This window comes from Roseovarius sp. MBR-51 (assembly GCF_053628575.1).
Genome location: NZ_JBRJGQ010000005.1, coordinates 168,187 through 193,975, shown reverse-complemented (window position 1 = coordinate 193,975; position 25,789 = coordinate 168,187). Strand labels below are relative to the sequence as shown.

The window sequence follows — 25,789 nt, the reverse complement described above, 5'->3', positions numbered from 1 at the left end:
AAGAAAAGGAAATGCAGGCTAGCTACGGGCATGGGTTGGTTTGCGGAAGGCGCTGACGCCTTCGGTGATCTGTTCGATCAGTTTCGGTGCGGCATCGGAGGCCTTGATATGCTTGTAAAAGAGGCCGACGTGCAGATTGGCGAGCGGCGGAAACCCTTCTTTGGGCGAGAGGACACGCATGCCGGGCAGTAGCGTTTTCTTGGTGAGCGCCGTCACGCCCATCCCATCCAGAACTGCGTTCTGCACCGCCGTGATGCCGGGGCTTTCGAAGCAAATCCGCCACTCGCGCCCTTCGGTATTCAGCGCGTCGATCATCCGCTTGCGGTAGAAACAGCCCTTGGGGTGGGCGATGATCTGAACCGGCTTGTCGAGCGAGAATTGATAGTCGCGCCCGCAGACCCAAAAGGGGCGTTCGGACCAGTAGAGCGAGACATAGGGCGCGGGCATCGTATCGGTGATGGCGATGGCGAGGTCCAATTCATCGACATGCAGCTGGCTCAGGATATTGCGACTCCAGTCACAGCGGATGTCGAAGGTGACATCGGGATTGGTGCGGGCGAAATCGGCGATGATGCGCTGAAAATATCCAATCGCGTAATCGGTGGGCAAACCCACCCGCAGCGTGCCCATGAATTGCGCCTCGTGCAGATTGGCGACGGCGCGATCATTCAGGCGCAGCATCTCGCGGGCATATCCGATGAGGGCGTGACCCTGCGGTGTCAGCTCCAGAACCTTGCCCTTGTGATGCAGGAGTTTGGCGCCCACGAGGTCCTCTAGCCGTTTGATTTGCAATGAAATTGCAGGCTGTGTCCGGCCCAGAACCTGACCGGTTTCGGTATAGTTGCCAAGGTCCACCACTGTGACAAAGGTGCGGATCAGGTCGGTTTGCAGGTTTACGAAATGACGCATGATTAAGAATCCTTATTCATACATTGCTACTATGAATTTTGCGCATGAGGCAAGCTGTTCTAGGATCAGCAAATCCGAAAAGAAAGGCGATGACATGGCCCAAGATACCGTTTTTGCAGCAGAATTGCCCTGGCCCGAGTACCAGCGCCGGGTGGCGCGGGGGGCAGTGCCGATTCTCATCCCGCTGGGGTCGATGGAGCAGCATGGCCATCACATGCCGATGCATGTTGATGTGCTCTTGCCCACGGAATTCGCGCGGCGCGCGGCGGCAGAGGTGGGCGGGCTGGTGGCGCCGCCCTTTACATATGGCTACAAATCGCAGCAGAAATCCGGTGGCGGCAATTTTTTTCCGGGCACCACCAGCCTTGATGGGGCGAACCTTGTGAATGCGCTCAAGGATGTGATCCGCGAGTTTGCGCGCCACGGCAATCGCCAAATCTGCATCGTGAATGGTCATTTCGAGAACTCGTGGTTCATTGCCGAGGGCATCGACCTTGCGCTGCGCGAATTGGGCTGGTCGGGCATCCATGACACCAAGGTCGTGGTGTTGTCTTATTGGGATTTTGTCGATCAGGCGGCGATTGCGAAGCTATACCCTGAGGGATTTCTGGGCTGGGATATCGAGCATGGCGGGGTGCTGGAAACCTCGCTGATGCTGCGGCTTTATCCTGACCTCGTGTCGCTGGAGCGGGCGGTCGATCATGCGCCCGCGAGTTTCCCGCCCTATGACGTCTATCCGCCGCACCCTGCGTGGACGCCTGCCAGCGGCACGCTGTCTTCACCCAAGAATGCTACGGCGGAAAAGGGCGACATCCTGATTGACGTCTGCACGCGCGGCATCGTTGCGGCGCTGCGCACCGAGTTTGCCACGCGCGACCGTGTGGCCGCCGAGTGACGTGATTGAAAAACCAGAATAAGTGCCTGCCAACATGGAGAATAAAATGACCCTCAGAACCCCCACCCGCCGACATCTCTTGAAAATGACCGCAGGGGCTGCACTTGCTACGCCGTTCCTGTCAATCCGGGCGGCGGCGCAGACCGTTAACCTGTCGATGCTGGCCTGGTATGGGCATGCAGAGCCCGATATGGTCGGCGCGTTCGAAGAAGAAAACAACGTCAAGTTCACGCCGAAATACTACACCGGCGGTGACAATATGCTGGGCCTGATCGCGCAATCGCCTGCGGGCACTTATGACGTGATCCTGTCGGACGCGGAATATGTGCAGCAGTTGAACGCGGCCGGGTATATCGAGGCGCTGGATGCCGCCGATTACGCCTTTGATGATTTCTACCCAGAGTTTCAGAAATTCCCCGGCCATTGGCAGGATGACACGCTCTATTCCGTGATCACGCGCTTTGGTTTTCTGGGGGTGGCGCATAACACCGATGTGCTGAGCGAAAAGGACGCGGCCAGCTATGCGGTGTTCTCTGATGAACGCGTCACCGGCAAGTTGGGGCATTTCGACTGGCATTTGCCGAACCTCGGGCAAATGAGCCTCGCGGCGGGCAACGCGTCACCCTATGACATCGACGATGCAGGCTGGGACAAGGTGCAAGAAGCCACGATGGCGCTGCGCGGTCAGGTCGGCGGGTTCTTTGACTATGGCGGCACGTTCTCGTCGCTCAATGATGGGCAGATGCTGGCCTTTGCCGGGATCGGTGACTGGATCACCGGCGTGTTGGAAAAGAACGGGGCAAAGGTCCGCACCACCATTCCTGAAGAGGGCGGTTTGCAATGGACCGAGTCCTTTTCGATCGGCAAGGGCACGCAGAATTACGAGATGGCGCGCAAGTGGATTCAGTGGATCACCTCGCCCGAGGGTCAGGCGAAATCCGCCGATATGGCGGCCTATCCCGCGCTCATCCCCAGCAAGAAGGGCTGGGAGGTGCTGAACGCCACCAACCCCGCCGAGGCCAAGCGGCAGAACATGGTGCTGGGCCAGCATAATGCGATGGACATGATCCGCGAGGGGCGTATCCAGTATCGCCAGTTGCCCGTGCAACAAGGCCTTGAGGACTGGAACGACTTCTGGTCCGACTACAAGGGCGCCTGACGGAAGGCTTGGCCGGGGTCATGTTCTCCCCAGACCCCGGCACCGCCCTCTAGCCTCTGAGAAAGCCGTATTCCATGACCCGACCCAGCCTCTATTCGCTCACCTTGGCGCTGCCGCTCTTGATCTGGCAGTTGGCGTTCTTTGCGGTGCCGCTGATCTTTCTGATCGCCATCAGCTTTTGGACCGTGCGCAATTTCCAGATGATGCCGGACCTGAACTTCGGCAATTGGGAACGCATCCTGATGCGCGGCATCTTTTGGGATGCCTATCTGCGCACCGCCATTCTGGCCACGGCAAGTGCGGTTCTGACCAGCGCCATCGCCTTTCCGGCGGCCTATGCGATTTCGTTCAAACTGTCGGAGCGGGTCAAGCAATGGGTGATCTTCGTGCTGATCATCCCGTTCTTCACCAGCTACCTTGTGCGCATCTATGCGCTGCAAGTGTTCCTGTCGGATGAGGGCATCATCAATGCCGCGCTTGGGATGCTGGGCATCGGGCCGTTTGGCATGCTCAACACCACCTTTGGCACGCTGGTGGGGATGGTGACACTCTGCCTGCCGCTGGTGATCCTCTTGCAGGTGTTCAGCCTCAATTTCGTCAATCGCGATCTGGTCGAGGCGGCGCATAACCTGCGGTGCGGGCGGCTGCGCACGGTCGGGGCGGTGATTGTGCCCTCGGCGCGGGTCGGCCTTGTGATTGCGGCACTCTTTGCCTTTATCCTCTCGTTCGGCGATTTCGTGAGCCCGCTCTACCTTGGCGGGGGCAATCCGCCGACGCTCTCGATCCTGATCACCGACATCACCAAATCCGGCCAGCAATGGCCGCGTGCCGCCGTGGTCGCGCTGATGATGATCGGCACGCTGCTGACCGTGGCCTTTGCCGCCATCACCTATGCCTACAAGGAGCGCGGCAAATGACCGGCAATGACAATCGCCTGATCAATGCGGGCCTGAAACTGCATATCGCGGTCTGCGTGATCTTTATCTTTGCGCCGATCCTTGGAAGTTTCGTCTTTTCGCTCAACTCCGACCGGTTCCCATCGTTGCCCTTGGGGCATTTCTCGATCGAGTGGTATCGCTTGATCTGGGAAGACCCGTTTGTCTGGGCCGGGTTTTTCAACACCGTGATCGTGGGGCTGATTGTGGCGGTGATTGCCACGCTCTTGGGATTTGGCGGGGCCTATACCGATTACCGCTACAACTTCTTTGGCAAGAACGTCTATTTGGCCCTGGCGCTGTTGCCGCCCACAATTCCGGTGGTGATCATGGGTCTGGCGATGCTGGCGTTCCTGTCGCGGGTGAACCTGTCGGGGAGTGCGATTTCCATCATCATCGCGCATGGGGTGATGTGCAGCCCGTTTGCCATGGCCATCATCCGCCTGCGCCTGTCACAGATGGACCCCGACCTAGAGGCGGCGGCGTGGAATCTGGGGGGCAATGAATGGGCGACGCTGCGCCATGTCATCATTCCCTTTACCAAGCCGGCACTCTTTGCCGCGCTCTTTATCACCATGGCGGTGTCGTTCGACGAATTCGCGGTGGCGTGGTTCGTGTCGGGCCTCAATGAAACGCTGCCGGTGAAAATCCTTGGGTTTCTTCAAGGGCAGGTCAGCCCGCGGATCAACGCCATCGGCTCTCTCGCCTTTCTGAGTTCCATCACGCTGATCATCCTTGCGCAGATGCTCTTGCGCAATTCCACAAAGGACAAGTCATGAACATGCAAACCCCCGTGAAATCCGAGGCCATCGTCAGGCTGGAGGGTGTGGTCAAGAGGTTCGGCGAGTTCACCGCCGTAGAGCGCGCGGATTTCGAGATCGGGCGCGGCGAGTTTCTGGCGATCATGGGCTCGTCGGGTTGTGGCAAGACGACGACGCTGCGGATGCTGGCGGGGCTCGAGGACCCAAGCGAGGGCAATATCTATCTCGACGGAACGCGGGTGAACGGCAAGGCGACCTGGGACCGCGATACGCCGATGGTCTGGCAGAGCCTCGCGCTTTTCCCGTTTCTCACCGTGCAGGAGAATGTCGAGTTCAGCCTCAAGATGCGGGGCGAGGGCAAGGTGGAGCGCGCGCAAAGGGCGCGCAAATGGCTGGACAAGATGCAGATCCTCGAATTCGCGGATCGCAATATCTCGCAATTGTCGGGCGGGCAGCGGCAGCGCGTGGCCCTAGCCCGCGCGCTGGTGACAGAGCCGAAAATCCTGCTGCTGGATGAGCCGCTTTCGGCGCTCGATGCCCATCTCAAGGTGCGGATGCAGGCGGTCTTGTCGAACCTGCAAAAGGATCTCGGCATCACCTTTGTCTATGTCACCCATTCCATGTCCGAGGCGTTTTCCATGGCCGACCGGGTGGTGATCATGAGCCGGGGCAAGATCGAACAGATCGGCACGCCGCAGGAAATCTATCACGCGCCGCGCAACCGGTTCGTGGCGGAATTCCTTGGCTCGGCCAATATATTCACCGGCAAGCTGGTCGAGAAGGCGGGGGATCTCTGGCAGGTCGAGACCGCGCATGGGCGATTTGCAATCAAGGCCCCCCAAACGCCTGCGAAATCGGTGGGCGATACGCTGTCCTTTGTCGTCAGTGCCGAAAAGATGCAGATCGGTGCTGTGGGCGCAGGGGTGACGGGTATTCGCGCGCGGGTGGTGGGCGAAGAGTTCGTGGGGGCCTCGGCCGTCGTATTTCTCGAGACAGAGTCAGGTGAAGAGTTGAAGGTGCAGAAAAGTCATGGTGAACTGGCCTCTGTTGATCTGCATTCAGGAAGCACCCTGACCCTGCATTGGGAGCCCGAAGCCTGTCATGTCCTACCCGGAGAATGACACTCATGTGACGCGCAAGGCGATCGTGCCGCAAGGGGCGGCGTTCTTTGCGATTGAGACGACCAAACCCGCGAGGCATTTTGCCTTTCACCTGCTGCCGGATTTCACGCTGCTGGCGTTCAGCGCGGCGCTTGATCCGCTGCGCATCGCCAATCAACTGGCACAGCGCCCGCTCTATCGCTGGACCGTCACCTCTCAGGATGGCGGTCCGGTTGTCAGTTCCTGTGCGATGTCGGTCAATGTCGATCAATCGCTCGGGGGTTTCCCGCGCGAGACCGATCTCGTGGTCTGCGGCGGCACGGTGCGCACGGGGACGGGCAGCAAGGATTTGCTGTCGCTCTTGCGCCAGCACGCGCGCTTTGGCGGGCGGGTGGGCGGCATCTGCACCGGGGCGATTTCGCTGGCGCAGGCGGGGCTGCTCGAGGGGCGGCGCGCGACGCTGCATTGGGAAAATCAGCCCGCCTTTCGCGAGAAATTCCCCGAGGTTGAGGTGACGGGCAACACCTTTGAGGTGGATGGCGGGATTTTCACCTGCGGCGGCGGGGTCGGCGCCACGGATATGATGCTTGAGATGATCGAGGCGGATTATGGCCGGCCATTTGCCGATGTGGTGGCCGATATGTGCCTCTATAGCCAGCGCCGGGCAGAACGCAGCCCGCAGCGCGCGTCGATCAGCAATGCGCTCGATAGCCGCAATCCGCTGTTGGTGCGGGCGATCAAGGTGATGCAGACCAATATCGAGACGCCGATCAGCATGGATGAATTGGCCGACGTCGCGGGCTGTTCGCGCCGCCAGATGGAGCGGCTTTTCGTGAAATACCTGCGCAAGACTCCCTATCGCTTTTTCCGCGACTTGCGGCTGGATCATGGTCGAAGCCTCTTGCGGGAAACCGATCTGAGCGTGACCGAGATTGCCATGGCCTCTGGCTTTGCCTCGCCCATGGTGTTCATCAAGACATTCCGCAGCCGTTTTGGCCATTCGCCGGGGCAATACCGTCGCGCGGGCTGAGCGCGACAGCGCTTGTCGCCGCGCGGTCGATGTTGTCAATTGGGGCAACGGATAGCAGAGGGCCGGTGACATGGACATGAATTTGGGAATGCGCCCCGAGATGCGCGCGCTCTTGGCGCGGGTGGCGGCGATGGTGCGCGACGAGATCATGCCGCTCGAGGCCGAATATCACGCCGAGATCGGCAAGGGCGAGCGGTGGGGCTATACCCCCCGGCAGGCCGAGATTCTGGAGGGGCTGAAGGCACGCGCCAAGGCCGAAGGCTTGTGGAATTTCTGGCTGACCGACAGCGCGCGGGGCTTTGGCCTGACGACGGTGGACTACGCCTATTTCGCCGAGGAAATGGGCAAGACGCCGATGGGGGCCGAGGTGTTCAACTGCAACGCACCCGACACCGGCAACATGGAAGTGTTCGAGCGTTATGGCACCGAGGCGATGAAGGCAGAGTGGCTGGCACCGCTTTTGGAGGGGCAGATTCGCAGTGCGTATCTGATGACAGAGCCGGATGTCGCGAGTTCAGATGCCACCAATATCGCCATGTCCTGCGTGCGCGACGGCGATCATTATGTTCTGAACGGTCAGAAATGGTGGGCCACGGGGGCCGGTGATCCGCGCTGCAAGGTCTATATCGTGATGGTGCGCACCGGGGGCGATGAGATGCCCAAGCATCAGCGCCATTCGATGATCGTGGTGCCCGCAGATACACCCGGCATCGAGAAACTGCGCCCGATGCAGGTGTATGGCCATGATGACGCACCGCATGGGCATATGCATTTCAAGTTCGAGAACGTGCGGGTGCCGGTGGAGAACCTGCTCTTGGGCGAGGGGCGCGGCTTCGAGATTGCCCAAGGGCGGCTTGGGCCGGGGCGCATTCACCACTGTATGCGCGCCATCGGTCAGGCCGAATCTGCGCTGGAGATGATGTGCAAGCGCGCGCTGGCGCGCGAAGCGTTCGGCAAGCCCCTGGTGCAGCTTGGGGCGAATTACGACATCATCGCCGAGTGCCGGATGGAAATCGAACAGGCGCGATTGCTGTGCCTCAAGGCCGCTTGGATGATGGACCAAGGCGATGCGCGCGCCGCAGCCCCCTGGATCAGCCAGATCAAGGTGGTGGCCCCGCGCGTGGCGCTCAAGGTGATCGACGAGGCGGTGCAGATGTTTGGCGCGCAAGGCATTTCGCAGGATGTGCCGCTGGCGGCAATGTGGACGCATGTGCGCACCCTGCGTCTGGCGGATGGCCCGGACGCGGTGCATCGCAGGCAAGTAGCGCGCGCGGAGTTGCGGAAATACACGCAAGCAAAGGTCTGAGCGTTTTCGCACAAGCGGGTCTGCGGCAAGGAACCCAGATCACGGCTTGGTGAAGAGTGCAGCGGTTACATTCCAGAGGGGGGCCGACTAGCTGTAGGGTGAGCACATCACACACAAAGGAGAGCTCCATGACTGCTGAATTCCGAGTAGAGACATCGCCTGTGAGTGACGATCAGGCCAGTGGTAAGGCCAAGGACTTGTTGGAAGGCGCGCGCGCCAAACTGGGGTTCGTGCCCAATATGTATCGCGGCATGGCCGTCAACCCCGGCCTCTTGTCCACCTATCTGCATGGCTACGCGCTCTATCGCGAGTCGGGCAATTTCACCCCGCCCGAGCAAGAGGTGGTGTTTCTGACCATCTCGCTGGCCAATGGCTGTGACTATTGCACCGCTGCGCATTCGATGCTGGCGATCAAGATGTCCAAACTGGGCGAGGCGCATACGCAGGCGCTGCGCGATGGCAAGCCGCTGAGCGATGCCAAGCTGGAGGCGCTGCGCAAGTTCACCCACCACATGTGGGAGACACGCGGTCTGCCGACCAAGGCCCACGCCGAGGCGTTCAAGGCCGCAGGCTATGGCGATGTCCATGTGCTGGAGATCATTCTGGCCTTGGCCGTGAAGACGATCAGCAACTATGCCAATCACGTCAATCACACCGATGTGGATGAGGTTTTTGCACCCTTTACCGTGGACAAGACGGTCGAAGCGGCCTGAGCCTGTCGACGTCTGCGCCCCTAGGGATTCGGGGTTGGCTTGGGGGCGCAGAACAACTCGTACACCACTTCAAGCACCTTGCGAGGCCGATCATCCGCAAGGCTGTAGTATATTGTCTTGCCGTCGCGCCGCGCCGTCACCAGCCCTTCGAGTCGCAGGCGCGACAACTGCTGCGACACCGCCGCCTGACGCGCCGAGAGCAAGGTTTCAAGTTCTGTCACCGATCGCTCGCCCGACACCAGATGGCAGAGAATCATCAACCGCCCCTCATGGCTTATGGCCTTGAGGAAATTCGCGGCATTGGTTGCATTATCAACCATGCGATCCATCTCTGCCGGATCAAGTGTGTCATCGAGAACGGGAAGAGGCATTTTCCGAGATTCCTGAGCGTTGCCCCTATGTACTTAGGGCGTTTTTGCCGGATTTGCAAAAGCTGGCGGGCCAATCCCGCGAAAAAGTGACCAGATGTGGCGCGCAAAGCGCCATCTCGCCCGGGGCGCTGCCACAAATTCGAGCGATGCCCTTGCAGCCCCTTGGGCGCAACACTAAGACTCCCTTAGGAACTGGCCGGTTACGGTCGGAATGATTTAATAAGCCCGACAGCATCGGTCGGGCGCAGGACAGGCGGGCTGTGATGAAAGACCCTATGGACATCTATATGAACACTCTCGTTCCGATGGTGGTTGAACAAACCAGCCGGGGCGAGCGGGCCTATGATATTTTCTCGCGCCTGCTCAAGGAGCGGATCATTTTTCTGAGCGGTCCGGTGCATGATGGCATGTCGAGCCTCATTGTGGCACAGCTCTTGCATCTTGAGGCGGAGAATCCGTCCAAGGAAATCAGCATGTATATCAACAGCCCCGGCGGGGTCGTGACCTCGGGTCTGTCGATCTATGATACGATGCAATACATCAAGCCCAAGGTCAGCACGCTGGTCGTGGGTCAGGCCGCGAGCATGGGCAGTCTTTTGCTCACGGCGGGCGAGCCGGGGATGCGGTTCTCGCTGCCCAACAGCCGCGTCATGGTGCACCAGCCTTCGGGCGGGTATCAGGGGCAGGCGACGGATATCATGATCCATGCGCGTGAGACGCAAAAGCTCAAGGATCGGTTGAACGAAATTTATGTCCGGCACACCGGCCAGAGTCTGAAAAAGGTCGAAGAGGCGCTCGAGCGGGACAATTTCATGTCGCCGGAAGAGGCCAAGGCCTGGGGATTGATCGACGAGATCGTGGCCAACCGTGACAAAGTCGACGAGGCGAAGAAATAAACGTGACCCGGCCCGAGGGCGGGCCGGATATTTTCGGATTGTGGTGCCATACGGCCTGACTTAAGCTGACGGGTAGCACAGATCACAGACGAGGCCCCGCACGGGGCGCGTGGACGGCAGACGGCGCAGGGCCCGAAAGGTACGGAATGGCGAATAACTCAGGCGGCGACAGCAAGAACACGCTCTATTGCAGCTTTTGCGGCAAGAGCCAGCATGAGGTGCGCAAGCTGATCGCTGGTCCGACCGTGTTCATCTGCGATGAATGCGTCGAACTCTGCATGGACATCATTCGCGAAGAGACCAAGACCGCTGGTATCAAATCGAGCGAAGGTATTCCCGCGCCGCGCGATATCTGCAAGGTTCTTGACGATTATGTCATCGGTCAGGCGCGCGCAAAGAAGGTTTTGTCGGTGGCGGTTCACAACCACTACAAGCGTCTGAACAATTCCGGCAAGAGCGACATTGAACTCAGCAAGTCGAATATCCTGCTGATCGGGCCAACGGGCTGTGGCAAGACCTTGCTAGCGCAGACGCTGGCGCGGATTCTCGACGTGCCCTTTACCATGGCCGATGCCACCACGTTGACCGAGGCGGGCTATGTGGGCGAGGATGTGGAGAATATCATCCTCAAGCTGCTGCAATCGTCTGAATATAATGTCGAGCGCGCGCAGCGTGGCATCGTCTATATCGACGAGGTCGACAAGATCACGCGCAAGTCCGAGAATCCCTCGATCACCCGCGACGTGTCGGGTGAGGGCGTGCAGCAGGCGCTGCTCAAGCTGATGGAAGGCACGGTTGCCGCCGTGCCGCCACAGGGCGGGCGCAAGCATCCGCAGCAGGAATTCCTGCAAGTGGATACCACGAATATCCTCTTCATCTGCGGCGGGGCCTTTGCCGGTCTCGACAAGATCATCGCGCAGCGCGGCAAGGGCAGCGCCATGGGCTTTGGTGCCGATGTGCGCGACAATGATGCGCGCGGAATTGGCGAGATCTTTACCGACCTGGAGCCCGAGGATCTGCTGAAATTCGGTCTGATCCCGGAATTTGTCGGACGTCTGCCCGTGATTGCGACGCTCGAGGATCTGGACGAAGAGGCGCTTGTTACCATTCTGACCCAGCCCAAGAACGCCCTTGTGAAGCAATACCAACGGCTGTTTGAGTTGGAAGGTGCGCAACTCAGCTTTACCGATGACGCGCTCAAGGCCATCTCGAAGCGCGCCATCGCGCGCAAGACCGGGGCGCGCGGGCTACGCTCGATCCTCGAAGATATCCTGCTCGATACCATGTTCGACCTGCCCAGCATGGAGCATGTTGAAGAGGTTTTGGTCAACGAAGAAGCGGTCAATTCGGACGCCGCACCGTTGATCATTTACGCCGAGAGCAAAGGTAAGAAAGAGGGCGCCAGCGCCGGTTGAGCCTGACGCTCTACAAATCGAAGAGCCCGCAACGCGCGTTGCGGGCTTTTGCTTTGGTTCGATAGCGGTGGATCGCCGATCAAGCGGAGCGACCGGATGAGGCGCTGGGGGCACTGGACCTTCGCCGTCAAATCCGCCATATCGGATGAGAATTATGTCGGAGGGTCGAATGGGCATTCTCAACACCTTGCTGCGCTCGGTTACCTGGTGGAACGGGCAGACGCTCAACACCCAGTTTTATACGTGGCGCAGGGGCGTCCGGGTGGGTGAAGATGCGCAGGGCAATGCGTTCTACCGCACCGGCGACGACAAACGCCGCTGGGTGATCTTTAACGGTGAAGCCGAGGCAAGTCGGGTTGACCCTGATTGGCACGGCTGGTTGCATCACACCTATAAAGAGCCGCCGACCGACAAGCCGCTTGCGCACAAGTCGTGGGAAAAGCCGCATAGCGAGAACTTGACCGGCACGCCACTGGCCTATGCGCCCGCTGGGTCAATCCGGCGCGCGGCACCGGCAGAGCGGCGCGACTACGAGGCGTGGTCGCCGGAATAAGGGTCAGGATATGTCAGAGAGTAAAACCGAGGTTCTGGTTGGCGGCGTCGTTCTGGCCGTGGCAATCGGGTTTCTGGTCTATGCGGGCAAGACCACCGGCATGACCACCGGCGGTGCGCGCGAATACCAACTCAGCGCCAGTTTCCGCAGCGCCGATGGCGTGAGTGTGGGCACGGATGTGCGACTGGCTGGCGTCAAGGTTGGACGGGTCACGCAAATCGCGCTCGACCCTGAGACCTATCGCGCCAAAACCACCTTTACGGTGCAAGACGGCATCAACGTGCCCGATGACAGCGCCGTTGCGATTTCCTCTGAGGGGCTTCTTGGTGGCAATTACGTCGAGATCATGCCCGGTGGATCGCCGTTCTACGTCGAACCGGGGTCCGAGATTGAATTCACCCAAGGGTCTGTGAGCCTTGTCTCCTTGCTGATGAAATTCGTATCGGGAAGCGAGGATGGGGCCACGCAATGAGAGCGCTCTGGCTGACCCTCGCCCTCTGTCTTGCGGCTGGTGCGGGTGCGGCGCAAGAGGTGGCGACGGTTGCACAAGGGGCCATCCTGCGCGGTCTCGACAAGATCAATGGTCAGGCCAGTGATCTGGACCTAGCGAATGGCCAGACGGGCGTGTTCGGCACGCTTGACGTCGAGCTAGGCGAATGCCGCTATCCCGAAGGCAACCCGGCCGGGGATTCCTATGCCTATCTGACGATTCGCGAACAGAATGGTGGGGCTGTGGTTTTCTCAGGCTGGATGTTGGCCTCGTCGCCGGCGTTGAATGCGCTGGAACATGCGCGCTATGACATCTGGGTCTTGCGCTGCAAGATCTGACTCGGATCGGGATCAAACGGCGGGTTGGTGATGTCTGCCTCGGTTTCCATCGCCTCTTGCAAGAGCGCGCGATACTGAACACGCGGAATTTCACGTCCGCCAAGACGCCCGAGATGTGGGGTGATGAACTGTGTGTCAAAGAGGCTGAACCCGCAGCGGGCAAGGTGGTCCGTCAAATGGGCCAATGCCAGTTTCGAGGCATCAGCCCGGCGTGAGAACATGCTTTCGCCAAAGAACGCGGCCCCAAGGGCCACGCCGTATACCCCGCCGACAAGCTGCCCCTCTTGCCAGATTTCCAGAGAGTGCCCGTGCCCTTGCTGATGGAGCGCGAGATAGGTGCGATGGATCGGTGGGCTGATCCATGTATCGGCACGGTCTGCACAGCCCTGCACCACCGCCTCGAAATCATGGTTGAGTGTCGCCTCATAGTGACCCTGACGCATCCGGCGTGCCAGAGAGCGCGAAATGTGAAAGCCGTCGAGCGGAAGAATGCCGCGGTGATGCGGATCGACCCAGAACACCTCTGGATCGTCCCGATGCTCTGACATGGGAAACACGCCAGAGGCATAGGCCTGAAGCAAAAGGGCGGGGGTCAGGGGCGTGGTCATGGGGCCTGTGGCGCTGAAATCGGTCGGTACTTAAGGGTTCAGTATCTTTTGTCATGTTACAAGGTCAAAGGCGATACTGGGTGACAGGTATGTGAGGGCGATCATGGGCTATGGGTTTGCCAAAACAACGGGCGATGCCGGGACGGGCGGGATCAACCGCGCGCAGGCGCGGCATGCCATGCTGATTGATGCCTTTCGTCACGCCATTGCCGATTCGACCGTGATGCTGGTTGGGGCCGGGGATGGCGCGTGGTGTTATGCGCTTGCGGCGGCGGGGGGGTTGCAGGTGGTTGGGATTGAAACCGACGCGGGTCTGGTCGAGCGGTTTGGTCGATTGCCGGATGTCGGATTGCGCGAACGTATTGATCTACGTTGTGCCGACCCTATCGAGGAAATCCGATCCGAGGTGCGCGCCGGGCGGCAATATGATGTGATCATCCTTTTTGATCTGCTTGAACACGGTGCGGATCTGCATGATCTCTTCGGTCTGATCCGAGAGTTGGAGCCGCGTCTCGTGGTGGTGGATGGCTGGTTTGTCGCCTCTGAGGACCCGATTCTCTGGATCGAACGCTCGCGCGAGGTCCTGGCGGGGCGCGCGCGACCGACACGGGTGCCGAGCCAAGGGGCCGCTGCAATGGTCGCCTTTGACAGCGGATTTGATCTCGACTGGATTGACTGGACCGTGCTCGATCCCGACGTGCGGCAGGGTCTTGAGGATTACTATGCCACTGGACCCAAACTGCGCGCCAGTTTCACACTGACGCCGGAGCAAACAGCCTGATGGGATGCGGCAAGGCGCTTGTAGAGGTCAAACGGGAATCATTGTTCCCGTGAGCAGCGCAATGTGGGCTTCAGCCCCATCCCGGAGCGCATACACATCCGCCTGAACAATCACCAGACGGCGCCCCGGCTTGATCACCCGCCCACGGGCGATCAGGCGCTCGCCCTGCGCCGGTGCGAGTAGATTGATTTTCATCTCGGTTGTCAGAACCTCTGCGCCCTCGGGCATCATGCTGAGCGCCGCGTAGCCTGCGGCGCTGTCGCCAATGGCAAAGGTCAACCCGGCATGGCCAAAACCGTGTTGTTGGCGGCTTCCGGGGAGAATGGGGGCTTCGATCTCGATCTGACCGGCGGAAACCGCGACCAAGCGTGCCCCAAGAGTGGTCATCATGGACTGAGCGGCAAAGCTCTGCCGAATTGTCTGTTCGATGTCAGGGGACATTCGTGCCGACTTTCCCATTGTTTACACTGTCGTATCGAGTTGACAGTAAAGTGATCCGACTTGCTGTCGTTAGATTGGACTAGAACGGACAGACTGATAAATGCATATCGAATGGGAACGAGCAAGGGTGGTACGTTGAACTGGACTGACCTTCGACTGCATTTCGTGGATACGTTTTCTATCCTGTTTTCATCTGTCACATTCTATGTTTGGGCGGCGGCACTGGGTATTGCGGTGCTTGCCGGGCCGTTCGGCAGCTATGATACAATGAGCATGCCGATCCGCATGGTCTATTGGTCGTTGGTTGTCACCGCTGGAGTTGTGATCGGATTCGCCGCACGCGCGGTCATGCGCGCGCTTTTGGAGCACCGGCACCCGGCCCTGTTCGACCTCGGGGCAAGTTTTCTTGTCGGGATATTCCTCGGGCCTCTGATCTGGGTATTGCGCGGTTGGCTAGACCCGGTGTTGGGCTATGAGGATCTGAGACTCATCAAGATCACTCTGAACACCTTTTTTATTGCGAGCGGCGTTTTCATTGTGCGCCGGCAGATCGGCGCCGAATTCCCGACCAGCTATTGGTCCCAGACAGACCCCGACATTTCCCCCCAAACCCGGCTTCACCGGCGGCTGTCCTGTCCGCCCATGGCAGAGATTCATCGGCTGACTGCCAATGATCATTATGTCGAGGTGGCGACCAGCGCCGGCATAGAGAGCCTGCGCTTGCGTCTGGTGGATGCCATCGAAGAGATGGAGCCGGTGGCCGGATTTTGCACCCACAGATCGCATTGGGTCGCCATCGACGCCATCTCGAAGATGGAGCGCCACAGCGGCGGCAAGGTCTTTGTGCTTCTCAAGAATGGTGATCGGGTGCCGGTCAGCCGCAAGTACCGGCCAAATCTCGAGGCGGCGGGTCTGTTGGAGCCGCCCGACCTTTCCGCTCAGGGTCGTTGACGGGACCGCTCTGCGCGCGGCATCGGCACCGCATGCACCATGGCCCCTGTGAGCACGGCGATGGCTTCGGGTCGCATCAACCCGGTGAGGACCGGATCATCTGACCACAAGCCGCCCGTATACGTGCCAAACGCGGGCAGAATCACCCGGTCGCTGTCCATCAGAAAAGCGGGGCGGCTCAGGCCGCACCCTTTGAGCGTCAACCGCACCTTGGGGTGGTAATGGCCCGAGATTTCACCGCTCTGACCGGCGTGGGCGATATGGCGAAAGCAGAGCGGCGGCACCGGCAGTTCGGCCATATGCGCGCCACCGAGGTCAACCGGGCCCGGATCGTGATTGCCCTCAATCCAGACCCAGCGCCGCCCCGCCTGCAATTTGGCGATCCAGAGCTTTTCCGCATCGGGGAGGTGGGCTGCGGCGGCGCTGTCGTCGAAACTGTCACCAAGGCAGATGACGGTCGCCGCCCCGGTGCGGCGCAGGTCGCTTTCGAGTCGGGTGAGCGTGTCGCGCGTCTCGTAGGGGGGGAGGGGCGGCTCGCCCAACCGGGCACGACGCAGTGCCTTGCCCAAATGCAGGTCAGAGACGCACAAGAGATTGCGCGCCTCCCAATAGAGCGCGCCCGAGGGCAGCGCCGTCAGCGCCGTTCCGGCCAGGGTGAATCCGTATCCGTCCATGTCGCAGTGGTGACCTTTGGCGTTCGGAATGGCAAGGGCGTGCGCAGCCCCGCTAGCGCGTGATTTCGCGCATTGGCGCGAGGCCCGCCGCGGCCAGAAGCCGCGCGCTTTCCTCGGCCAAGAGCCGCTCTTGAGCTGCGCCCTCTACCGGCATCCGCCCCGCCTCAAGAAATAGCGGTGCTGCCAGGGGGCTCACCCGCGCCAGCCGTCGCAGGGTGACGCGCCCCGCGATGCGCGCCAGCATGTCCTCGATCCGGCCAAAATCCACGAGGCCGCGCATCGCCTCTTGCCGGGTGATGTCGAGGAGCAGGTGGTGGGGGTCATATTTCACCAGCGTGTCATAGAGAATATCCGACGACAGCGTCGCCTGCCGCCCATTCTTGCGCGCGCCGGGGGTGTTGCGCTGGATCAGCCCGGCAATGGTGGCCGAGGCGCGAAAGGTGCGTTTCATCACCGCGTTGGACATGAGCCAGCTGTCCAACCCCTCCCGTAGGGCGTTGGGCGCAAAGAGGGGTGCTGCATCTGTCACCGGCTCCAGCCCCCAGATCAGCGTGGCGTAATCGGTGGCCACGAACCCCAGCGGGGCAAGGCCCGTCTCCTCCATCCGTTTTGTCACCAAGAGTCCCAGCGTCTGCATCGCGTTGCGCCCCGCAAAGCCGTAGATGCAGAGATGCTCGCGCGCCTCATGGGCAAAACTCTCGATCAGCAGGCTGTCGGGTTCGGGCATTTGTGACACCTGCCGTTGCAGATGCAGCCAGTCGCGCACAGGGTCCGGCAGGTCGGGCCAGTCGGGGGCGCCAAGCATGTGCAGGATACGTTCTGACAACTGCGTCGAGGTTGCGAATTTGGTGCCCATATAGGTGGCAATCTTGGGCTTGCGACCGGGATCGCGGCTGACCTCCACCACCATCTCGCGCAGGGATTCAAAGCGCACGATTTGCCCGCCGATGAGGAATGTATCGCCGGGGGTGAGGGTGGCGGCAAAGCCTTCTTCGATCTCGCCCAAGGGCTTGCCGCCGCGTGCCCGCCGCATCCGCACCTTGAGCGTGTCGGTGTCCTGAATGGTGCCGATGTTCATGCGGATGATCCGGGCAGAGCGCGGATCGCGCAATTGCCAGTCTCCATCGGCGCGCTGTTGCAGGCGCTGCCATTGGTCATAGGCCCGCAGCGCATAGCCCCCCGTGGCGCAGAATTCGAGGCAGGCGTCGAATTCGGCGCGGCTGAGGGCGGCATAGGCCCCGGCCCCGGTCACTTCGGCAAAGAGTGTCGCGGCGTCGAACGGGCCCGCACAGGCGCGGATCAGGATATGCTGGCAGAGCACATCGCGCGGCCCCGGCCCGCGCGCCTCGCCGTCCAGATCACGGGCGCGCACGGCCTCGAGAGCGGCGCGACATTCCACCACCTCGAACCGATTTGCGGGCACAAGGAGCGCCTTGGATGGCGCGTTGTAGCGGTGATTGGCCCGCCCGATGCGCTGCACAAGGCGTTTGACGTTCTTGGGCGCGCCCACCTGAATGACCAGATCGACATCGCCCCAATCCAGCCCCAGATCGAGGCTGCCGGTGCAGACCACGGCGCGCAGATCGCCGCGCACCATCGCCGCCTCGACCCGTTCGCGCTGCACCCGGTCAAGGCTGCCGTGATGGATGCCGATGGGCAGCGCGTCGTCATTGGCGAGCCAGAGGTTGTGAAAGAAAATCTCGGCCTGCGCGCGGGTGTTGTGGAAAATCAGCGTCGTCTTGTGGCGGCGCACCTGATCCAGCACGGCGGGAATCGCATAGGCGGCCCCACCCCCGGCCCAGGGGGGCGGTTCGGCGGTCGTGAGCATGGCGATGTCGGGCTCTGGTCCCGGATCGGCCATGAGGATTGCGCAAGGGCTGTTGCCATGGGACATATAGTGCGCAAGGGCGGGCGGGTCCTCGACCGTGGCCGACAAGCCCACGCGCCGCATCTCGGGGCAGAGCGCCTGAAGCCGGCTCAGCGCCAGCATGAGCTGATCGCCGCGCTTGCTCTCGGCCAGGGCATGCACCTCGTCGATCACGACGCGTTTCAGGCCCGCAAAAATGCGCGGCGCGTCCTCGTAGGAGGTCAGAAGTGCGAGGCTCTCAGGCGTGGTCAAGAGGATAAGGGGCGGATCGGCGCGTTGGCGGCGCTTGGTGTGAGAGGACGTGTCGCCAGTGCGGTCCTCGATGCGGATGGGCAGGCCCATTTCCGTGACCGGCGTGGTCAGGTTGCGCCGGATGTCAGCCGCGAGCGCCTTGAGCGGTGAGATATAGAGCGTGTGCAGACCCTTGTGATCGCCCGTGGCGAGATCCGCCAGCGTCGGCAGAAACCCCGCCAGCGTCTTGCCCCCGCCGGTGGGGGCGATGAGCAGCGTGGCAGGATCATCCGCCCGCGCCAGCATCTCCGCCTGATGCGGGTGAAGCTGCCAGTTGCGGGCAGAAAACCACGATGCAAGAGGGGCGGGCAGGGCGCACATGACGCCCTATCTAGCGGCGGGCCGCAGCAAAGCAAAGGCGGAGGCCGCCCTCTACATCGCCTCTTGTTGCGCCAGCCGCGTCGCGATCAGCCCGATGACCCGCGCGATGCCTGCCTCGGGACAATGCCCTGCCAATCCCGATGCCGCTTCGGCGAGACCCGCATCGTTGGCCGCACGGGCCACGCTGGCCAGAAATTGCGCGGCATAGAGCAGGATGTCGGGCGATCGGTCATGGCTCAGCAGGCTCTGAACATGCTCCAGATCGTCGCGATAGGCCAAGGGATCGGGGTTTATTCTGTCATCTTGGACCGCATAGGGGCCAAGGGGCCGCCGGTCGGCGGGGACGTGCCGCAGCACCTCTTGCTGAAAGATGCCAAGGCTGGCCACCGGTTTGAGCAAGAGCCCATCAGCCCCCGCGCTGCGCGCCCGCCCCTCTGCCCCGGCATCGCCGCTGGTGGCAAGGATGACGCCGACACGGGGAGTTGCGCGGTCAAGTTCGGCAATCAGATCCTCGCCGTGGCCATCCGGCAGGCCCAGATCGACGATCACCACCGAAGGGCGGTAGACCTGCAAATGGCGGCGCGCCGAGGCCAGACAATCCGCGCGCCGGATGCGCGCGCCGCTGCGCAGGCACATCAGGCGCAGCGCCTCTGACGCATAGCGGCTATCCTCAACCGCCAGAACGGTCATGCCAAGCAGCGGGCGTTGGGCATTGGGGGTGCGCGGGCTCACAAGGCTGTCAAGATCGATCATCGGGTGCATCCTTCTGTCACGATATCCCCGCAGCATGACCCGGTTGTGGTGAACGCGAGGTTAATGCGCGGGTTGCGTCCCCCTGTCGCTTGTCAGTTCGCACGATCATCCCCATAACGGGGGAAATTCATGCGAAAGGATTGCCCCATGATCGGACGCCTCAATCATGTCGCCATCGCCGTGCCGGACCTCGACGCCGCCGCCGACCAGTATCGCCACGCGCTCGGCGCCAAGGTCGGCGCGCCGCAGGACGAGCCGGATCATGGCGTCACGGTGATTTTCATCGAACTGCCCAATACCAAGATTGAACTGCTCTATCCCTTGGGTGAGAACAGCCCGATCCAGAGCTTTCTGGACAAGAACCCCTCGGGTGGGATTCACCATATCTGCTATGAGGTCGAGGATATCATCGCCGCACGCGACCATCTGAAATCCACCGGCGCGCGGGTGCTGGGCAGCGGAGAGCCCAAGATCGGCGCGCATGGCAAGCCGGTGCTCTTTCTGCATCCCAAGGATTTCAACGGCTGCCTCGTGGAACTGGAGCAGGTCTGATGGGCATTACCTCGGCCATCGTGCTCTTTGCCGTGATCTGGTTCATGACGTTTTTCGTCGTGCTGCCCCTTCGCATTCAGACCCAAGGGGATGTCGGTAAAATCGTGCCCGGCACCCATGCCGGATCGCCCGAACATCATCACCTCAAGAAAAAGGCGTGGATCACCACCGGCATCGCCGTCGTGCTCTGGATCATCATTGGCGGCACGATCATTTCGGGTGTGATCAGCGTGCGCGACCTCGATATATTCAACCGGATGAGTGGCGCCGCGCCTGAGTAGCGTGAAAGATATGGGTAAAGGTCGCTGCCCCGAGAATCGGGATCAACAGGTTCACCAGCGGCACCGAGAGCGGCATCGCCATCAACACACCCGCCGCCCAGATCGTCATGCGATGCTTGCGGCGGAGTGACTTGGCCCCCTCCCGCCCGACACGGCGCATGGCCACCAGTTGGAAATACTCCATTCCAAGCAAATAGCCATTGAGCGCCCAAAAGATGAAGAGCGCGAAGGGTGTAAAGATTGCATAGAGTATCAGCGCCACGATATTCGCGCCGATGATCACGCCGAGAAAGTTGATCGTGTCGCGCAGCGCCTCGCCAAAGGGCACGGATTGCGCGGGCGGTAGTCCGGGATAGTGGCGATCCTCCACCGCATCGGCCACCGTGTCGAGAAACATCGAGGTGATGGCAGAGGCGACCGGCACCATGAGAAAGACCGACAGCACGATCATCAAGAGCAACGACGCGCCGCTCAAGAGATCGCCCAGCCATGTCACCTCGCCCAAGAGCGGCAGGGTGGTGGTGTCGCCCACCGTCGCCTGAATGAGCCAGAGCACACCGGCATAGGCCACAATCAAAAGCGCAAGCGTCAGGCCCACGCCCAACAGCAGCACCTTGCGGAACCGTGGATCGCCGATCTGGCCTATTGCCTTGAAGAAACTGGCAAAAATCATTCCGAAACCCACGTCGTGATGCTGTCGATCTCGGGGCGCGGGCGCTCGGGCGGGGTGGCGCCTTCGGTGCCGATATGGATGAAACCGGCGATACGCTCGTGTTCGGCCAGCCCAAGGGCGGTCTGCGCGAACTCTTGGTCATGGCTGGGCCAGCCGCTCAGCCAATTGGCCCCCCACCCGGCGGCAAGGGCGGCGTTCAAGAGGCTGAGACAGACGCAGGCCGCCGAATAGGTCTGCTCGATGGCTGGAATTTTATCCGAGGGTTTCGGGCTCTCGATCACAGCGACCGCCAGATGCGCATCGGCGAATTGCGTCTCGGCCTTGGCGATATCCTCGGGCGATTTGCCAAGTCGCGCGCCCGCCTGCGCCACCAGCCCCGCCAGCCGCACGAGTGCGGCACGCTCCAGCACGATCAGGCGCCACGGTTCCAGCTTGCCATGATCGGGCACGCGGGTCGCGGCGGCCAGGAGCGGGCGCAGGGCCGCCCTGTCCGGCACCGGCAGCACCAGCGTCTTGGCCGGGCGCGAGCGGCGGGTCTGGAGGAACTCTAACGCGGCGGAATTGGGCTGGGGCATTGGTCTCTTTCTCTTGCGAAGCCCCCCACATGTCGGCAAGCGCGCGTCTGGGGTCAAGCCCTGATGCTGTAATTCCTCTTGGAGCGGTGCCGCGCAGCCAGTATGCCGGGGCCATGGACATCCCCGACCTCAGCGCGCTGGCGCGGCCCGGCACCACGATTGCCCTGCGCGTGACCCCCAAGGCCGCGCGCAACCGGATTGTCGTGGAAGAGGGCGCGCTGCGGGTCTATGTCACCACCGTGCCCGAAGATGGCAAGGCCAATGCCGCTGTTCACAAGCTCTTGGCCAAGGCGCTGGGCGTGCCGAAATCGCGCCTGAGCCTGCTGCGCGGCCACACCAGCCGGGACAAGGTGTTTCAGGTCGATTGACGTTTGGCGTGGCTGCCGGCCACATGCACCCGTGTGCCCCAGCCGATGCAGTGCTCTATCAGCGGCGCGGGCAGGGGCCGGTCGGTGAAGACCTGATCAACATCGCGGATTGACCCAAGCCGCACCGGCGCGCTGCGCTGAAACTTGGAATGATCGGCGACCAGAAACACCTCGCGCGAGCGGTTGAGCAGGGTCTGGCCCACCACCACCTCCTGAATGTCGAAATCGAGCATGTCGCCGTCTTCATCCAGCGCGGAACAGCCCAGAATCGCGTAATCGAACTTGAAATTCTCGATGGTGCGCGCGGTCAGATTGCCCACAAGCCCATTGTCCGACCGCCGCAGCGCGCCGCCCGCCACGACAATCTCGCAATCCTTGTTGGCCAGCAGGATTTGCGCCACGTTCATATTGTTGGTGACGACCATCAGGTTGCGGTGATCCATCAATTCGCGCGCCACCGCCTCGGTCGTGGTGCCGATGTCGAGAAAGACCGAGGCATCATGCGGAATGGCGGCCGCACAGGCGCGGCCAATCGCGGCCTTGGCAGGCTCATTCAGGCGGCGGCGTTCCTCGTAGAGGATGTTGGACACGCCCGACGGCAGGATCGCGCCGCCATGCACGCGCTCCAGCTTGCCCGCGTTGGCAAGTTCGGTGAGGTCGCGGCGGATGGTCTGGACGGTGACGTCAAAGCGTTCGGCCAGCCCCTCGACCGTGACCTTGCCCTCGGCGCGGGCGATTTCCAGAATGTCGGGTTGGCGAAAGCTCTGGGACATGGGCGGCCTTGATTGGTTGCAGGTTCGATTATGTTCGTTTTGTCGCGCTCTGCAAGCAAAGCCTCCGCTGCGCTGCGGCGTAGCGGACGAATCGCGGGTGAGCGAGGTCGGTTCACCCAACGTCAGAGGCAGAAATGCGTTCGTTCGCGCCCTGAACCACCCTTGGCCCGGAAAATTGATGAATGAAATCAACGGGCGTATCAATAAAAGAAACAAAACGAACATTCATTCTTGACCCATGCGGTCAAAAAGTGGTTCGTTTGCGCTCATCTTACGGTGGGAGGGGCGCGTGTCGCAGGACCGCGAGGGCACAGTGATCGACCTGTTCGTCATCGGCGGCGGCATCAACGGCTGTGGCATCGCCCGTGATGCGGCGGGCCGGGGGCTGCGGGTCGAACTGGCCGAGATGAACGATCTCGCTTGGGCCACGTCGAGCGCCTCGACCAAGCTGTTTCACGGCGGTCTGCGCTATCTCGAATACTTCGAAATCCGGCTGGTGCGCGAGGCGCTGATCGAGCGGGAAACCCTGCTGCGCGCGATGCCGCATATCAGCTGGCCGATGCGGTTTGTGCTGCCCTATCACCGCGACATGCGGTTTGAGGGGGAAACGCCCACCTCGCGCATTCTCAATCTGGTCATGCCGTGGATGAAGGGGCGGCGGCCTGCGTGGCTGATCCGTCTGGGGCTGTTTCTCTACGATCACCTTGGGGGGCGGAAGATCCTGCCCGCGACCGCGACGCTCGATCTGCGCAATGCGCCGGAGGGTGCGCCGCTCAAGGACAAGTTCACCCGCGCCTATGAATATTCCGACTGCTGGATCGAGGACAGCCGCCTTGTCGTGCTCAACGCCCGCGATGCCGCGGCGCGCGGTGCGCGCATCCGCACCCGCACCCGCGTGCAATCGGCCGAACGTGTGGGCGATCTGTGGCACGTGACGCTCAGGGATCAGGAAACCGGCACGAGTGAGGTGGTGCAGGCGCGTGCGCTGGTGAATGCTGCTGGCCCTTGGGTCAAGGATGTGATCTCGGGCACGCTGCGGCTCAACTCTGCCGAGGGGGTGCGGTTGGTGCGCGGCAGCCATATCGTGACGCGCCGTCTGTTCCATCACGACAAATGCTACTTCTTCCAAGGCACCGATGGGCGGATCATCTTCGCCATTCCCTATGAGGGCGAATTCACCCTGATCGGCACCACCGATGCCGAACATGGGCAGGCCGACACGCGCCCCGAATGCACGCCGGAAGAGGCCGAATATCTCTGCCGCTTTGCGTCGGAATACTTCAAGACGCCCGTGACACGCGCCGATATCGTCTGGACCTATTCGGGCGTGCGCCCGCTCTATGACGATGGCGCGAAATCCGCCACCGCCGCCACCCGCGACTATGTGCTGACGCTGGCCGAGGGGCCGGGCGCGCCGCTCTTGAACATCTTTGGCGGCAAGATCACCACATACCGCAAACTGGCCGAGGCGGCGCTGGCCAAGCTGCGCCCGTTCTTTCGGAAGGCAGGCGAGGATTGGACCGCAGGCGTCGCCCTGCCGGGGGGCGATTTCCCCGTTGACGGGTTTGACCGGCTGACCGAGAGTCTGCACAGGGCCTATCCGTTTCTCACAGAGGCATGGGCGCGACGCCTCGTGCGCGCCTATGGCACCGAGGCGCTGGATATTCTGGGCGAGGCGCGCGAGGCCGCCGATCTTGGCCCCGATTTCGGGGCGACCCTGACAGGGGCCGAGGTGCGCTGGCAGATGGACCATGAATACGCCCGCGCTGCGGCGGATGTGGTCTGGCGGCGCACGCGTCTGGGCCTCAAGATGACCGAGGCGCAGATTGCGGCGCTCGACGACTGGATGCAGCGGGAACGCGGCCGTGATCGGGCCGCCCCCGTGGCTGCCAAAGGATAATGGAGGAAACGACCGCATGGCGCTGACACTGGAGGGGGTATCGAAACGTGTGAACGGGCAGGTGCATATTTGCCCGACCGACCTCACGCTCGAGGCAGGCACGATGAACGTGCTTCTGGGGCCGACCCTCTCGGGGAAAACCTCGCTCATGCGGCTGATGGCGGGGCTCGATGTGCCCGCAACAGGCCGTATCCTGTGGAACGGCGCGGATGTGACGGGCATGCGCGTGCAGGATCGCCGCGTCGCGATGGTCTATCAGCAATTCATCAACTACCCGTCGATGACCGTCTATGACAACATCGCCTCGCCCCTGCGCCTGATGGGCAAATCCAGCGCCGAGATTGACGCGGCGGTCAAGAAAACCGCCGATCTGATGCAGTTGTCCCCGATGCTCTCGCGCAAGCCGCTGGAACTCTCGGGTGGTCAGCAACAGCGCTGTGCCTTGGCCCGCGCGTTGGTCAAGGAGGCGGGGCTGGTGCTGCTGGATGAGCCGCTGGCCAATCTCGATTACAAGCTGCGCGAGGAATTGCGCGCGGAAATTCCCAAGATATTCGAGGCGGCAGGCAGCATCTTTGTCTATGCCACGACCGAGCCGGAAGAGGCGCTGCTCCTTGGTGGCAATACCGCAACCCTCTGGGAGGGGCGCGTCACCCAATTCGGCCCGACACCGCAGGTCTACCGCCAACCGCGCGATGCCACCACCGCGCGCGTTTTCAGCGATCCGCCGATGAATTTCCTCAGCGTCACCAAAACCGGCCACAGCATCCTATTCGGCGATGGCCAATCGGCGGCGGCGCTGGGCAGCATGGCGGATCTGGCGGATGGCACCTATATGGCGGGGTTTCGCCCCAACCATCTGGAGCTTGAACAGCAGACCGCCGATGCGTTGACCTTTGACGCGCGCCTCAACGTGACCGAGATCACCGGCTCAGAGACCTTTGTGCATCTCGATCATCACGGCGAGCGGTGGGTGGGTCTTATCCACGGGGTGCGCGATCTGAAACTGGGGGCGGCATTGCGGGTCTATCTTGATCCTGCGCATGTCTATGTGTTTGGGGCGGACGGTACGCTGGTCGCCCCCGCGCCCTATGCGCAGGCGGCATGAGGGG

At 61.7% G+C, this 25,789-nt stretch carries 30 protein-coding genes; 20 read left to right on the top strand and 10 right to left on the bottom strand.

The window, feature by feature from the left end; all coding sequences use genetic code 11:
* Positions 1-18: 18 nt before the first annotated feature.
* Positions 19-909, bottom strand: coding sequence for a LysR substrate-binding domain-containing protein (locus ACSSVY_RS09120; RefSeq protein ID WP_454269247.1), 891 nt, complete (start codon positions 907-909; stop codon positions 19-21).
* A gap of 94 nt (positions 910-1,003) precedes the next feature.
* Between ACSSVY_RS09120 and ACSSVY_RS09115 the strand changes: the two genes are divergently transcribed.
* From ACSSVY_RS09115 to ACSSVY_RS09080, 8 genes are all read left to right on the top strand, one after another.
* The gene (locus ACSSVY_RS09115) at positions 1,004-1,804 is read left to right on the top strand and encodes a creatininase (RefSeq protein WP_454269246.1); all 801 of its coding nucleotides are present in this window, start codon (positions 1,004-1,006) and stop codon (positions 1,802-1,804) included.
* A 46-nt stretch (positions 1,805-1,850) separates the two neighbouring features.
* Positions 1,851-2,963 carry a polyamine ABC transporter substrate-binding protein gene (locus ACSSVY_RS09110; RefSeq protein ID WP_454269245.1) on the top strand — a complete coding sequence of 371 codons (1,113 nt, stop codon included), beginning with the start codon at positions 1,851-1,853 and terminating at the stop codon, positions 2,961-2,963.
* Between the two features lie 74 nt (positions 2,964-3,037).
* Complete coding sequence (locus ACSSVY_RS09105) at positions 3,038-3,880, top strand: ABC transporter permease (protein WP_454269243.1); 843 nt, start codon at positions 3,038-3,040, stop codon at positions 3,878-3,880.
* Positions 3,877-4,677 carry an ABC transporter permease gene (locus ACSSVY_RS09100; RefSeq protein ID WP_454269241.1) on the top strand — a complete coding sequence of 267 codons (801 nt, stop codon included), beginning with the start codon at positions 3,877-3,879 and terminating at the stop codon, positions 4,675-4,677. Before ACSSVY_RS09105 ends, ACSSVY_RS09100 begins: the two co-directional genes overlap by 4 nt.
* On the top strand, positions 4,674-5,780 hold the full coding sequence (locus ACSSVY_RS09095; RefSeq protein WP_454269239.1) for an ABC transporter ATP-binding protein: 1,107 nt from the start codon (positions 4,674-4,676) through the stop codon (positions 5,778-5,780). Before ACSSVY_RS09100 ends, ACSSVY_RS09095 begins: the two co-directional genes overlap by 4 nt.
* Positions 5,761-6,789: a GlxA family transcriptional regulator gene (locus tag ACSSVY_RS09090; protein WP_454269237.1), complete on the top strand. Its 1,029-nt coding sequence runs from the start codon at positions 5,761-5,763 to the stop codon at positions 6,787-6,789. The genes ACSSVY_RS09095 and ACSSVY_RS09090 overlap by 20 nt, the downstream gene beginning before the upstream one ends.
* A gap of 70 nt (positions 6,790-6,859) precedes the next feature.
* The gene (locus ACSSVY_RS09085) at positions 6,860-8,095 is read left to right on the top strand and encodes an acyl-CoA dehydrogenase family protein (protein WP_454269235.1); all 1,236 of its coding nucleotides are present in this window, start codon (positions 6,860-6,862) and stop codon (positions 8,093-8,095) included.
* A gap of 128 nt (positions 8,096-8,223) precedes the next feature.
* On the top strand, positions 8,224-8,808 hold the full coding sequence (locus tag ACSSVY_RS09080; RefSeq protein ID WP_454269233.1) for a carboxymuconolactone decarboxylase family protein: 585 nt from the start codon (positions 8,224-8,226) through the stop codon (positions 8,806-8,808).
* A 20-nt stretch (positions 8,809-8,828) separates the two neighbouring features.
* Here the strand turns inward: ACSSVY_RS09080 and ACSSVY_RS09075 are convergent, their stop codons facing one another.
* Positions 8,829-9,179 carry an ArsR/SmtB family transcription factor gene (locus ACSSVY_RS09075; RefSeq protein ID WP_454269231.1) on the bottom strand — a complete coding sequence of 117 codons (351 nt, stop codon included), beginning with the start codon at positions 9,177-9,179 and terminating at the stop codon, positions 8,829-8,831.
* A gap of 263 nt (positions 9,180-9,442) precedes the next feature.
* On the opposite strand from ACSSVY_RS09075, the gene ACSSVY_RS09070 reads away from it, so the two are divergent.
* From ACSSVY_RS09070 to ACSSVY_RS09050, 5 genes are all read left to right on the top strand, one after another.
* Positions 9,443-10,075, top strand: a complete 633-nt coding sequence (locus ACSSVY_RS09070; RefSeq protein WP_454269229.1) for an ATP-dependent Clp protease proteolytic subunit — start codon at positions 9,443-9,445, stop codon at positions 10,073-10,075.
* Positions 10,076-10,221: 146 nt separating this feature from the next.
* Positions 10,222-11,490, top strand: a complete 1,269-nt coding sequence (clpX, locus tag ACSSVY_RS09065) for an ATP-dependent Clp protease ATP-binding subunit ClpX (RefSeq protein WP_454269227.1) — start codon at positions 10,222-10,224, stop codon at positions 11,488-11,490.
* A 169-nt stretch (positions 11,491-11,659) separates the two neighbouring features.
* Complete coding sequence (locus ACSSVY_RS09060) at positions 11,660-12,043, top strand: NADH:ubiquinone oxidoreductase subunit NDUFA12 (protein WP_009816370.1); 384 nt, start codon at positions 11,660-11,662, stop codon at positions 12,041-12,043.
* 10 nt (positions 12,044-12,053) lie between these two features.
* Positions 12,054-12,515 (top strand): outer membrane lipid asymmetry maintenance protein MlaD, encoded by a 462-nt coding sequence (mlaD, locus tag ACSSVY_RS09055; RefSeq protein ID WP_454269225.1) that lies wholly within the window; start codon positions 12,054-12,056, stop codon positions 12,513-12,515.
* The gene (locus ACSSVY_RS09050; protein ID WP_454269223.1) at positions 12,512-12,871 is read left to right on the top strand and encodes a DUF2155 domain-containing protein; all 360 of its coding nucleotides are present in this window, start codon (positions 12,512-12,514) and stop codon (positions 12,869-12,871) included. Before mlaD ends, ACSSVY_RS09050 begins: the two co-directional genes overlap by 4 nt.
* On the opposite strand, the gene aat is transcribed toward ACSSVY_RS09050, so the two are convergent.
* A complete protein-coding gene (gene aat, locus ACSSVY_RS09045) occupies positions 12,838-13,479 on the bottom strand; it encodes a leucyl/phenylalanyl-tRNA--protein transferase (RefSeq protein ID WP_454269221.1) in 642 nt (213 codons plus the stop codon). The two genes, ACSSVY_RS09050 and aat, sit on opposite strands and share 34 nt — an antisense overlap.
* Before the next feature lie 103 nt (positions 13,480-13,582).
* On the opposite strand from aat, the gene ACSSVY_RS09040 reads away from it, so the two are divergent.
* Positions 13,583-14,260: a class I SAM-dependent methyltransferase gene (locus tag ACSSVY_RS09040; protein WP_454269219.1), complete on the top strand. Its 678-nt coding sequence runs from the start codon at positions 13,583-13,585 to the stop codon at positions 14,258-14,260.
* Between the two features lie 27 nt (positions 14,261-14,287).
* Here ACSSVY_RS09040 and ACSSVY_RS09035 read toward each other — a convergent pair whose 3' ends face one another.
* Positions 14,288-14,701 carry a PaaI family thioesterase gene (locus ACSSVY_RS09035; protein ID WP_009816375.1) on the bottom strand — a complete coding sequence of 138 codons (414 nt, stop codon included), beginning with the start codon at positions 14,699-14,701 and terminating at the stop codon, positions 14,288-14,290.
* A gap of 111 nt (positions 14,702-14,812) precedes the next feature.
* Between ACSSVY_RS09035 and ACSSVY_RS09030 the strand changes: the two genes are divergently transcribed.
* On the top strand, positions 14,813-15,652 hold the full coding sequence (locus ACSSVY_RS09030; RefSeq protein ID WP_454269217.1) for a LytTR family DNA-binding domain-containing protein: 840 nt from the start codon (positions 14,813-14,815) through the stop codon (positions 15,650-15,652).
* Here the strand turns inward: ACSSVY_RS09030 and pdeM are convergent.
* From pdeM to ACSSVY_RS09015, 3 genes are read right to left on the bottom strand one after another with little or no spacing between them, the layout of a single operon-like run.
* The gene (gene pdeM, locus ACSSVY_RS09025) at positions 15,640-16,326 is read right to left on the bottom strand and encodes a ligase-associated DNA damage response endonuclease PdeM (RefSeq protein ID WP_454269215.1); all 687 of its coding nucleotides are present in this window, start codon (positions 16,324-16,326) and stop codon (positions 15,640-15,642) included. The two genes, ACSSVY_RS09030 and pdeM, sit on opposite strands and share 13 nt — an antisense overlap.
* A 52-nt stretch (positions 16,327-16,378) precedes the next feature.
* On the bottom strand, positions 16,379-18,805 hold the full coding sequence (locus tag ACSSVY_RS09020; protein ID WP_454269213.1) for a ligase-associated DNA damage response DEXH box helicase: 2,427 nt from the start codon (positions 18,803-18,805) through the stop codon (positions 16,379-16,381).
* 51 nt (positions 18,806-18,856) lie between these two features.
* Positions 18,857-19,558 (bottom strand): response regulator, encoded by a 702-nt coding sequence (locus tag ACSSVY_RS09015; RefSeq protein ID WP_454269211.1) that lies wholly within the window; start codon positions 19,556-19,558, stop codon positions 18,857-18,859.
* 147 nt (positions 19,559-19,705) lie between these two features.
* On the opposite strand from ACSSVY_RS09015, the gene mce reads away from it, so the two are divergent.
* On the top strand, positions 19,706-20,110 hold the full coding sequence (mce, locus tag ACSSVY_RS09010) for a methylmalonyl-CoA epimerase (RefSeq protein ID WP_454269209.1): 405 nt from the start codon (positions 19,706-19,708) through the stop codon (positions 20,108-20,110).
* On the top strand, positions 20,110-20,391 hold the full coding sequence (locus ACSSVY_RS09005) for a DUF1467 family protein (RefSeq protein ID WP_454269207.1): 282 nt from the start codon (positions 20,110-20,112) through the stop codon (positions 20,389-20,391). Before mce ends, ACSSVY_RS09005 begins: the two co-directional genes overlap by 1 nt.
* Here ACSSVY_RS09005 and ACSSVY_RS09000 read toward each other — a convergent pair.
* Both ACSSVY_RS09000 and ACSSVY_RS08995 read right to left on the bottom strand, forming a co-directional pair.
* Positions 20,360-21,064 (bottom strand): EI24 domain-containing protein, encoded by a 705-nt coding sequence (locus ACSSVY_RS09000; protein ID WP_454269205.1) that lies wholly within the window; start codon positions 21,062-21,064, stop codon positions 20,360-20,362. The two genes, ACSSVY_RS09005 and ACSSVY_RS09000, sit on opposite strands and share 32 nt — an antisense overlap.
* A complete protein-coding gene (locus tag ACSSVY_RS08995; RefSeq protein WP_454269203.1) occupies positions 21,061-21,639 on the bottom strand; it encodes a nitroreductase family protein in 579 nt (192 codons plus the stop codon). Before ACSSVY_RS08995 ends, ACSSVY_RS09000 begins: the two co-directional genes overlap by 4 nt.
* Positions 21,640-21,752: 113 nt before the next feature.
* Here ACSSVY_RS08995 and ACSSVY_RS08990 point away from each other — a divergent pair, with 113 nt between their 5' ends.
* A complete protein-coding gene (locus tag ACSSVY_RS08990) occupies positions 21,753-22,007 on the top strand; it encodes a DUF167 domain-containing protein (RefSeq protein WP_454269371.1) in 255 nt (84 codons plus the stop codon).
* Here ACSSVY_RS08990 and ACSSVY_RS08985 read toward each other — a convergent pair.
* The gene (locus tag ACSSVY_RS08985) at positions 21,995-22,780 is read right to left on the bottom strand and encodes a DeoR/GlpR family DNA-binding transcription regulator (protein WP_009816385.1); all 786 of its coding nucleotides are present in this window, start codon (positions 22,778-22,780) and stop codon (positions 21,995-21,997) included. The two genes, ACSSVY_RS08990 and ACSSVY_RS08985, sit on opposite strands and share 13 nt — an antisense overlap.
* 238 nt (positions 22,781-23,018) lie before the next feature.
* Between ACSSVY_RS08985 and glpD the strand changes: the two genes are divergently transcribed.
* Positions 23,019-24,680: a glycerol-3-phosphate dehydrogenase gene (gene glpD, locus ACSSVY_RS08980; protein ID WP_454269201.1), complete on the top strand. Its 1,662-nt coding sequence runs from the start codon at positions 23,019-23,021 to the stop codon at positions 24,678-24,680.
* A gap of 16 nt (positions 24,681-24,696) precedes the next feature.
* Positions 24,697-25,785 (top strand): ABC transporter ATP-binding protein, encoded by a 1,089-nt coding sequence (locus ACSSVY_RS08975; protein WP_454269199.1) that lies wholly within the window; start codon positions 24,697-24,699, stop codon positions 25,783-25,785.
* Positions 25,786-25,789 lie beyond the last annotated feature (4 nt).

Excerpts from the sequence above, each read along its gene's own strand:
- ACSSVY_RS09120 (WP_454269247.1), bottom strand. The coding sequence starts at position 909 with ATGCGTCATTTCGTAAACCTGCAAACCGACCTGATCCGCACCTTTGTC.
- ACSSVY_RS09040 (WP_454269219.1), top strand. The coding sequence starts at position 13,583 with ATGGGCTATGGGTTTGCCAAAACAACGGGCGATGCCGGGACGGGCGGG.
- ACSSVY_RS09095 (WP_454269239.1), top strand. The coding sequence starts at position 4,674 with ATGAACATGCAAACCCCCGTGAAATCCGAGGCCATCGTCAGGCTGGAG.
- ACSSVY_RS08995 (WP_454269203.1), bottom strand. The coding sequence starts at position 21,639 with ATGCCCCAGCCCAATTCCGCCGCGTTAGAGTTCCTCCAGACCCGCCGC.
- ACSSVY_RS09005 (WP_454269207.1), top strand. The coding sequence starts at position 20,110 with ATGGGCATTACCTCGGCCATCGTGCTCTTTGCCGTGATCTGGTTCATG.
- ACSSVY_RS09000 (WP_454269205.1), bottom strand. The coding sequence starts at position 21,064 with ATGATTTTTGCCAGTTTCTTCAAGGCAATAGGCCAGATCGGCGATCCA.
- mlaD (WP_454269225.1), top strand. The coding sequence starts at position 12,054 with ATGTCAGAGAGTAAAACCGAGGTTCTGGTTGGCGGCGTCGTTCTGGCC.
- ACSSVY_RS08990 (WP_454269371.1), top strand. The coding sequence starts at position 21,753 with ATGGACATCCCCGACCTCAGCGCGCTGGCGCGGCCCGGCACCACGATT.
- ACSSVY_RS09030 (WP_454269217.1), top strand. The coding sequence starts at position 14,813 with ATGGGAACGAGCAAGGGTGGTACGTTGAACTGGACTGACCTTCGACTG.
- ACSSVY_RS09105 (WP_454269243.1), top strand. The coding sequence starts at position 3,038 with ATGACCCGACCCAGCCTCTATTCGCTCACCTTGGCGCTGCCGCTCTTG.
- ACSSVY_RS09050 (WP_454269223.1), top strand. The coding sequence starts at position 12,512 with ATGAGAGCGCTCTGGCTGACCCTCGCCCTCTGTCTTGCGGCTGGTGCG.
- glpD (WP_454269201.1), top strand. The coding sequence starts at position 23,019 with ATGCGGTCAAAAAGTGGTTCGTTTGCGCTCATCTTACGGTGGGAGGGG.
- ACSSVY_RS09075 (WP_454269231.1), bottom strand. The coding sequence starts at position 9,179 with ATGCCTCTTCCCGTTCTCGATGACACACTTGATCCGGCAGAGATGGAT.
- ACSSVY_RS09070 (WP_454269229.1), top strand. The coding sequence starts at position 9,443 with ATGAAAGACCCTATGGACATCTATATGAACACTCTCGTTCCGATGGTG.
- mce (WP_454269209.1), top strand. The coding sequence starts at position 19,706 with ATGATCGGACGCCTCAATCATGTCGCCATCGCCGTGCCGGACCTCGAC.
- ACSSVY_RS09020 (WP_454269213.1), bottom strand. The coding sequence starts at position 18,805 with ATGTGCGCCCTGCCCGCCCCTCTTGCATCGTGGTTTTCTGCCCGCAAC.
- ACSSVY_RS09015 (WP_454269211.1), bottom strand. The coding sequence starts at position 19,558 with ATGATCGATCTTGACAGCCTTGTGAGCCCGCGCACCCCCAATGCCCAA.
- pdeM (WP_454269215.1), bottom strand. The coding sequence starts at position 16,326 with ATGGACGGATACGGATTCACCCTGGCCGGAACGGCGCTGACGGCGCTG.
- ACSSVY_RS08975 (WP_454269199.1), top strand. The coding sequence starts at position 24,697 with ATGGCGCTGACACTGGAGGGGGTATCGAAACGTGTGAACGGGCAGGTG.
- ACSSVY_RS09085 (WP_454269235.1), top strand. The coding sequence starts at position 6,860 with ATGGACATGAATTTGGGAATGCGCCCCGAGATGCGCGCGCTCTTGGCG.
- ACSSVY_RS09100 (WP_454269241.1), top strand. The coding sequence starts at position 3,877 with ATGACCGGCAATGACAATCGCCTGATCAATGCGGGCCTGAAACTGCAT.
- ACSSVY_RS09110 (WP_454269245.1), top strand. The coding sequence starts at position 1,851 with ATGACCCTCAGAACCCCCACCCGCCGACATCTCTTGAAAATGACCGCA.
- ACSSVY_RS09060 (WP_009816370.1), top strand. The coding sequence starts at position 11,660 with ATGGGCATTCTCAACACCTTGCTGCGCTCGGTTACCTGGTGGAACGGG.
- ACSSVY_RS09090 (WP_454269237.1), top strand. The coding sequence starts at position 5,761 with ATGTCCTACCCGGAGAATGACACTCATGTGACGCGCAAGGCGATCGTG.
- ACSSVY_RS09035 (WP_009816375.1), bottom strand. The coding sequence starts at position 14,701 with ATGTCCCCTGACATCGAACAGACAATTCGGCAGAGCTTTGCCGCTCAG.
- aat (WP_454269221.1), bottom strand. The coding sequence starts at position 13,479 with ATGACCACGCCCCTGACCCCCGCCCTTTTGCTTCAGGCCTATGCCTCT.
- ACSSVY_RS09115 (WP_454269246.1), top strand. The coding sequence starts at position 1,004 with ATGGCCCAAGATACCGTTTTTGCAGCAGAATTGCCCTGGCCCGAGTAC.
- ACSSVY_RS09080 (WP_454269233.1), top strand. The coding sequence starts at position 8,224 with ATGACTGCTGAATTCCGAGTAGAGACATCGCCTGTGAGTGACGATCAG.
- ACSSVY_RS08985 (WP_009816385.1), bottom strand. The coding sequence starts at position 22,780 with ATGTCCCAGAGCTTTCGCCAACCCGACATTCTGGAAATCGCCCGCGCC.
- clpX (WP_454269227.1), top strand. The coding sequence starts at position 10,222 with ATGGCGAATAACTCAGGCGGCGACAGCAAGAACACGCTCTATTGCAGC.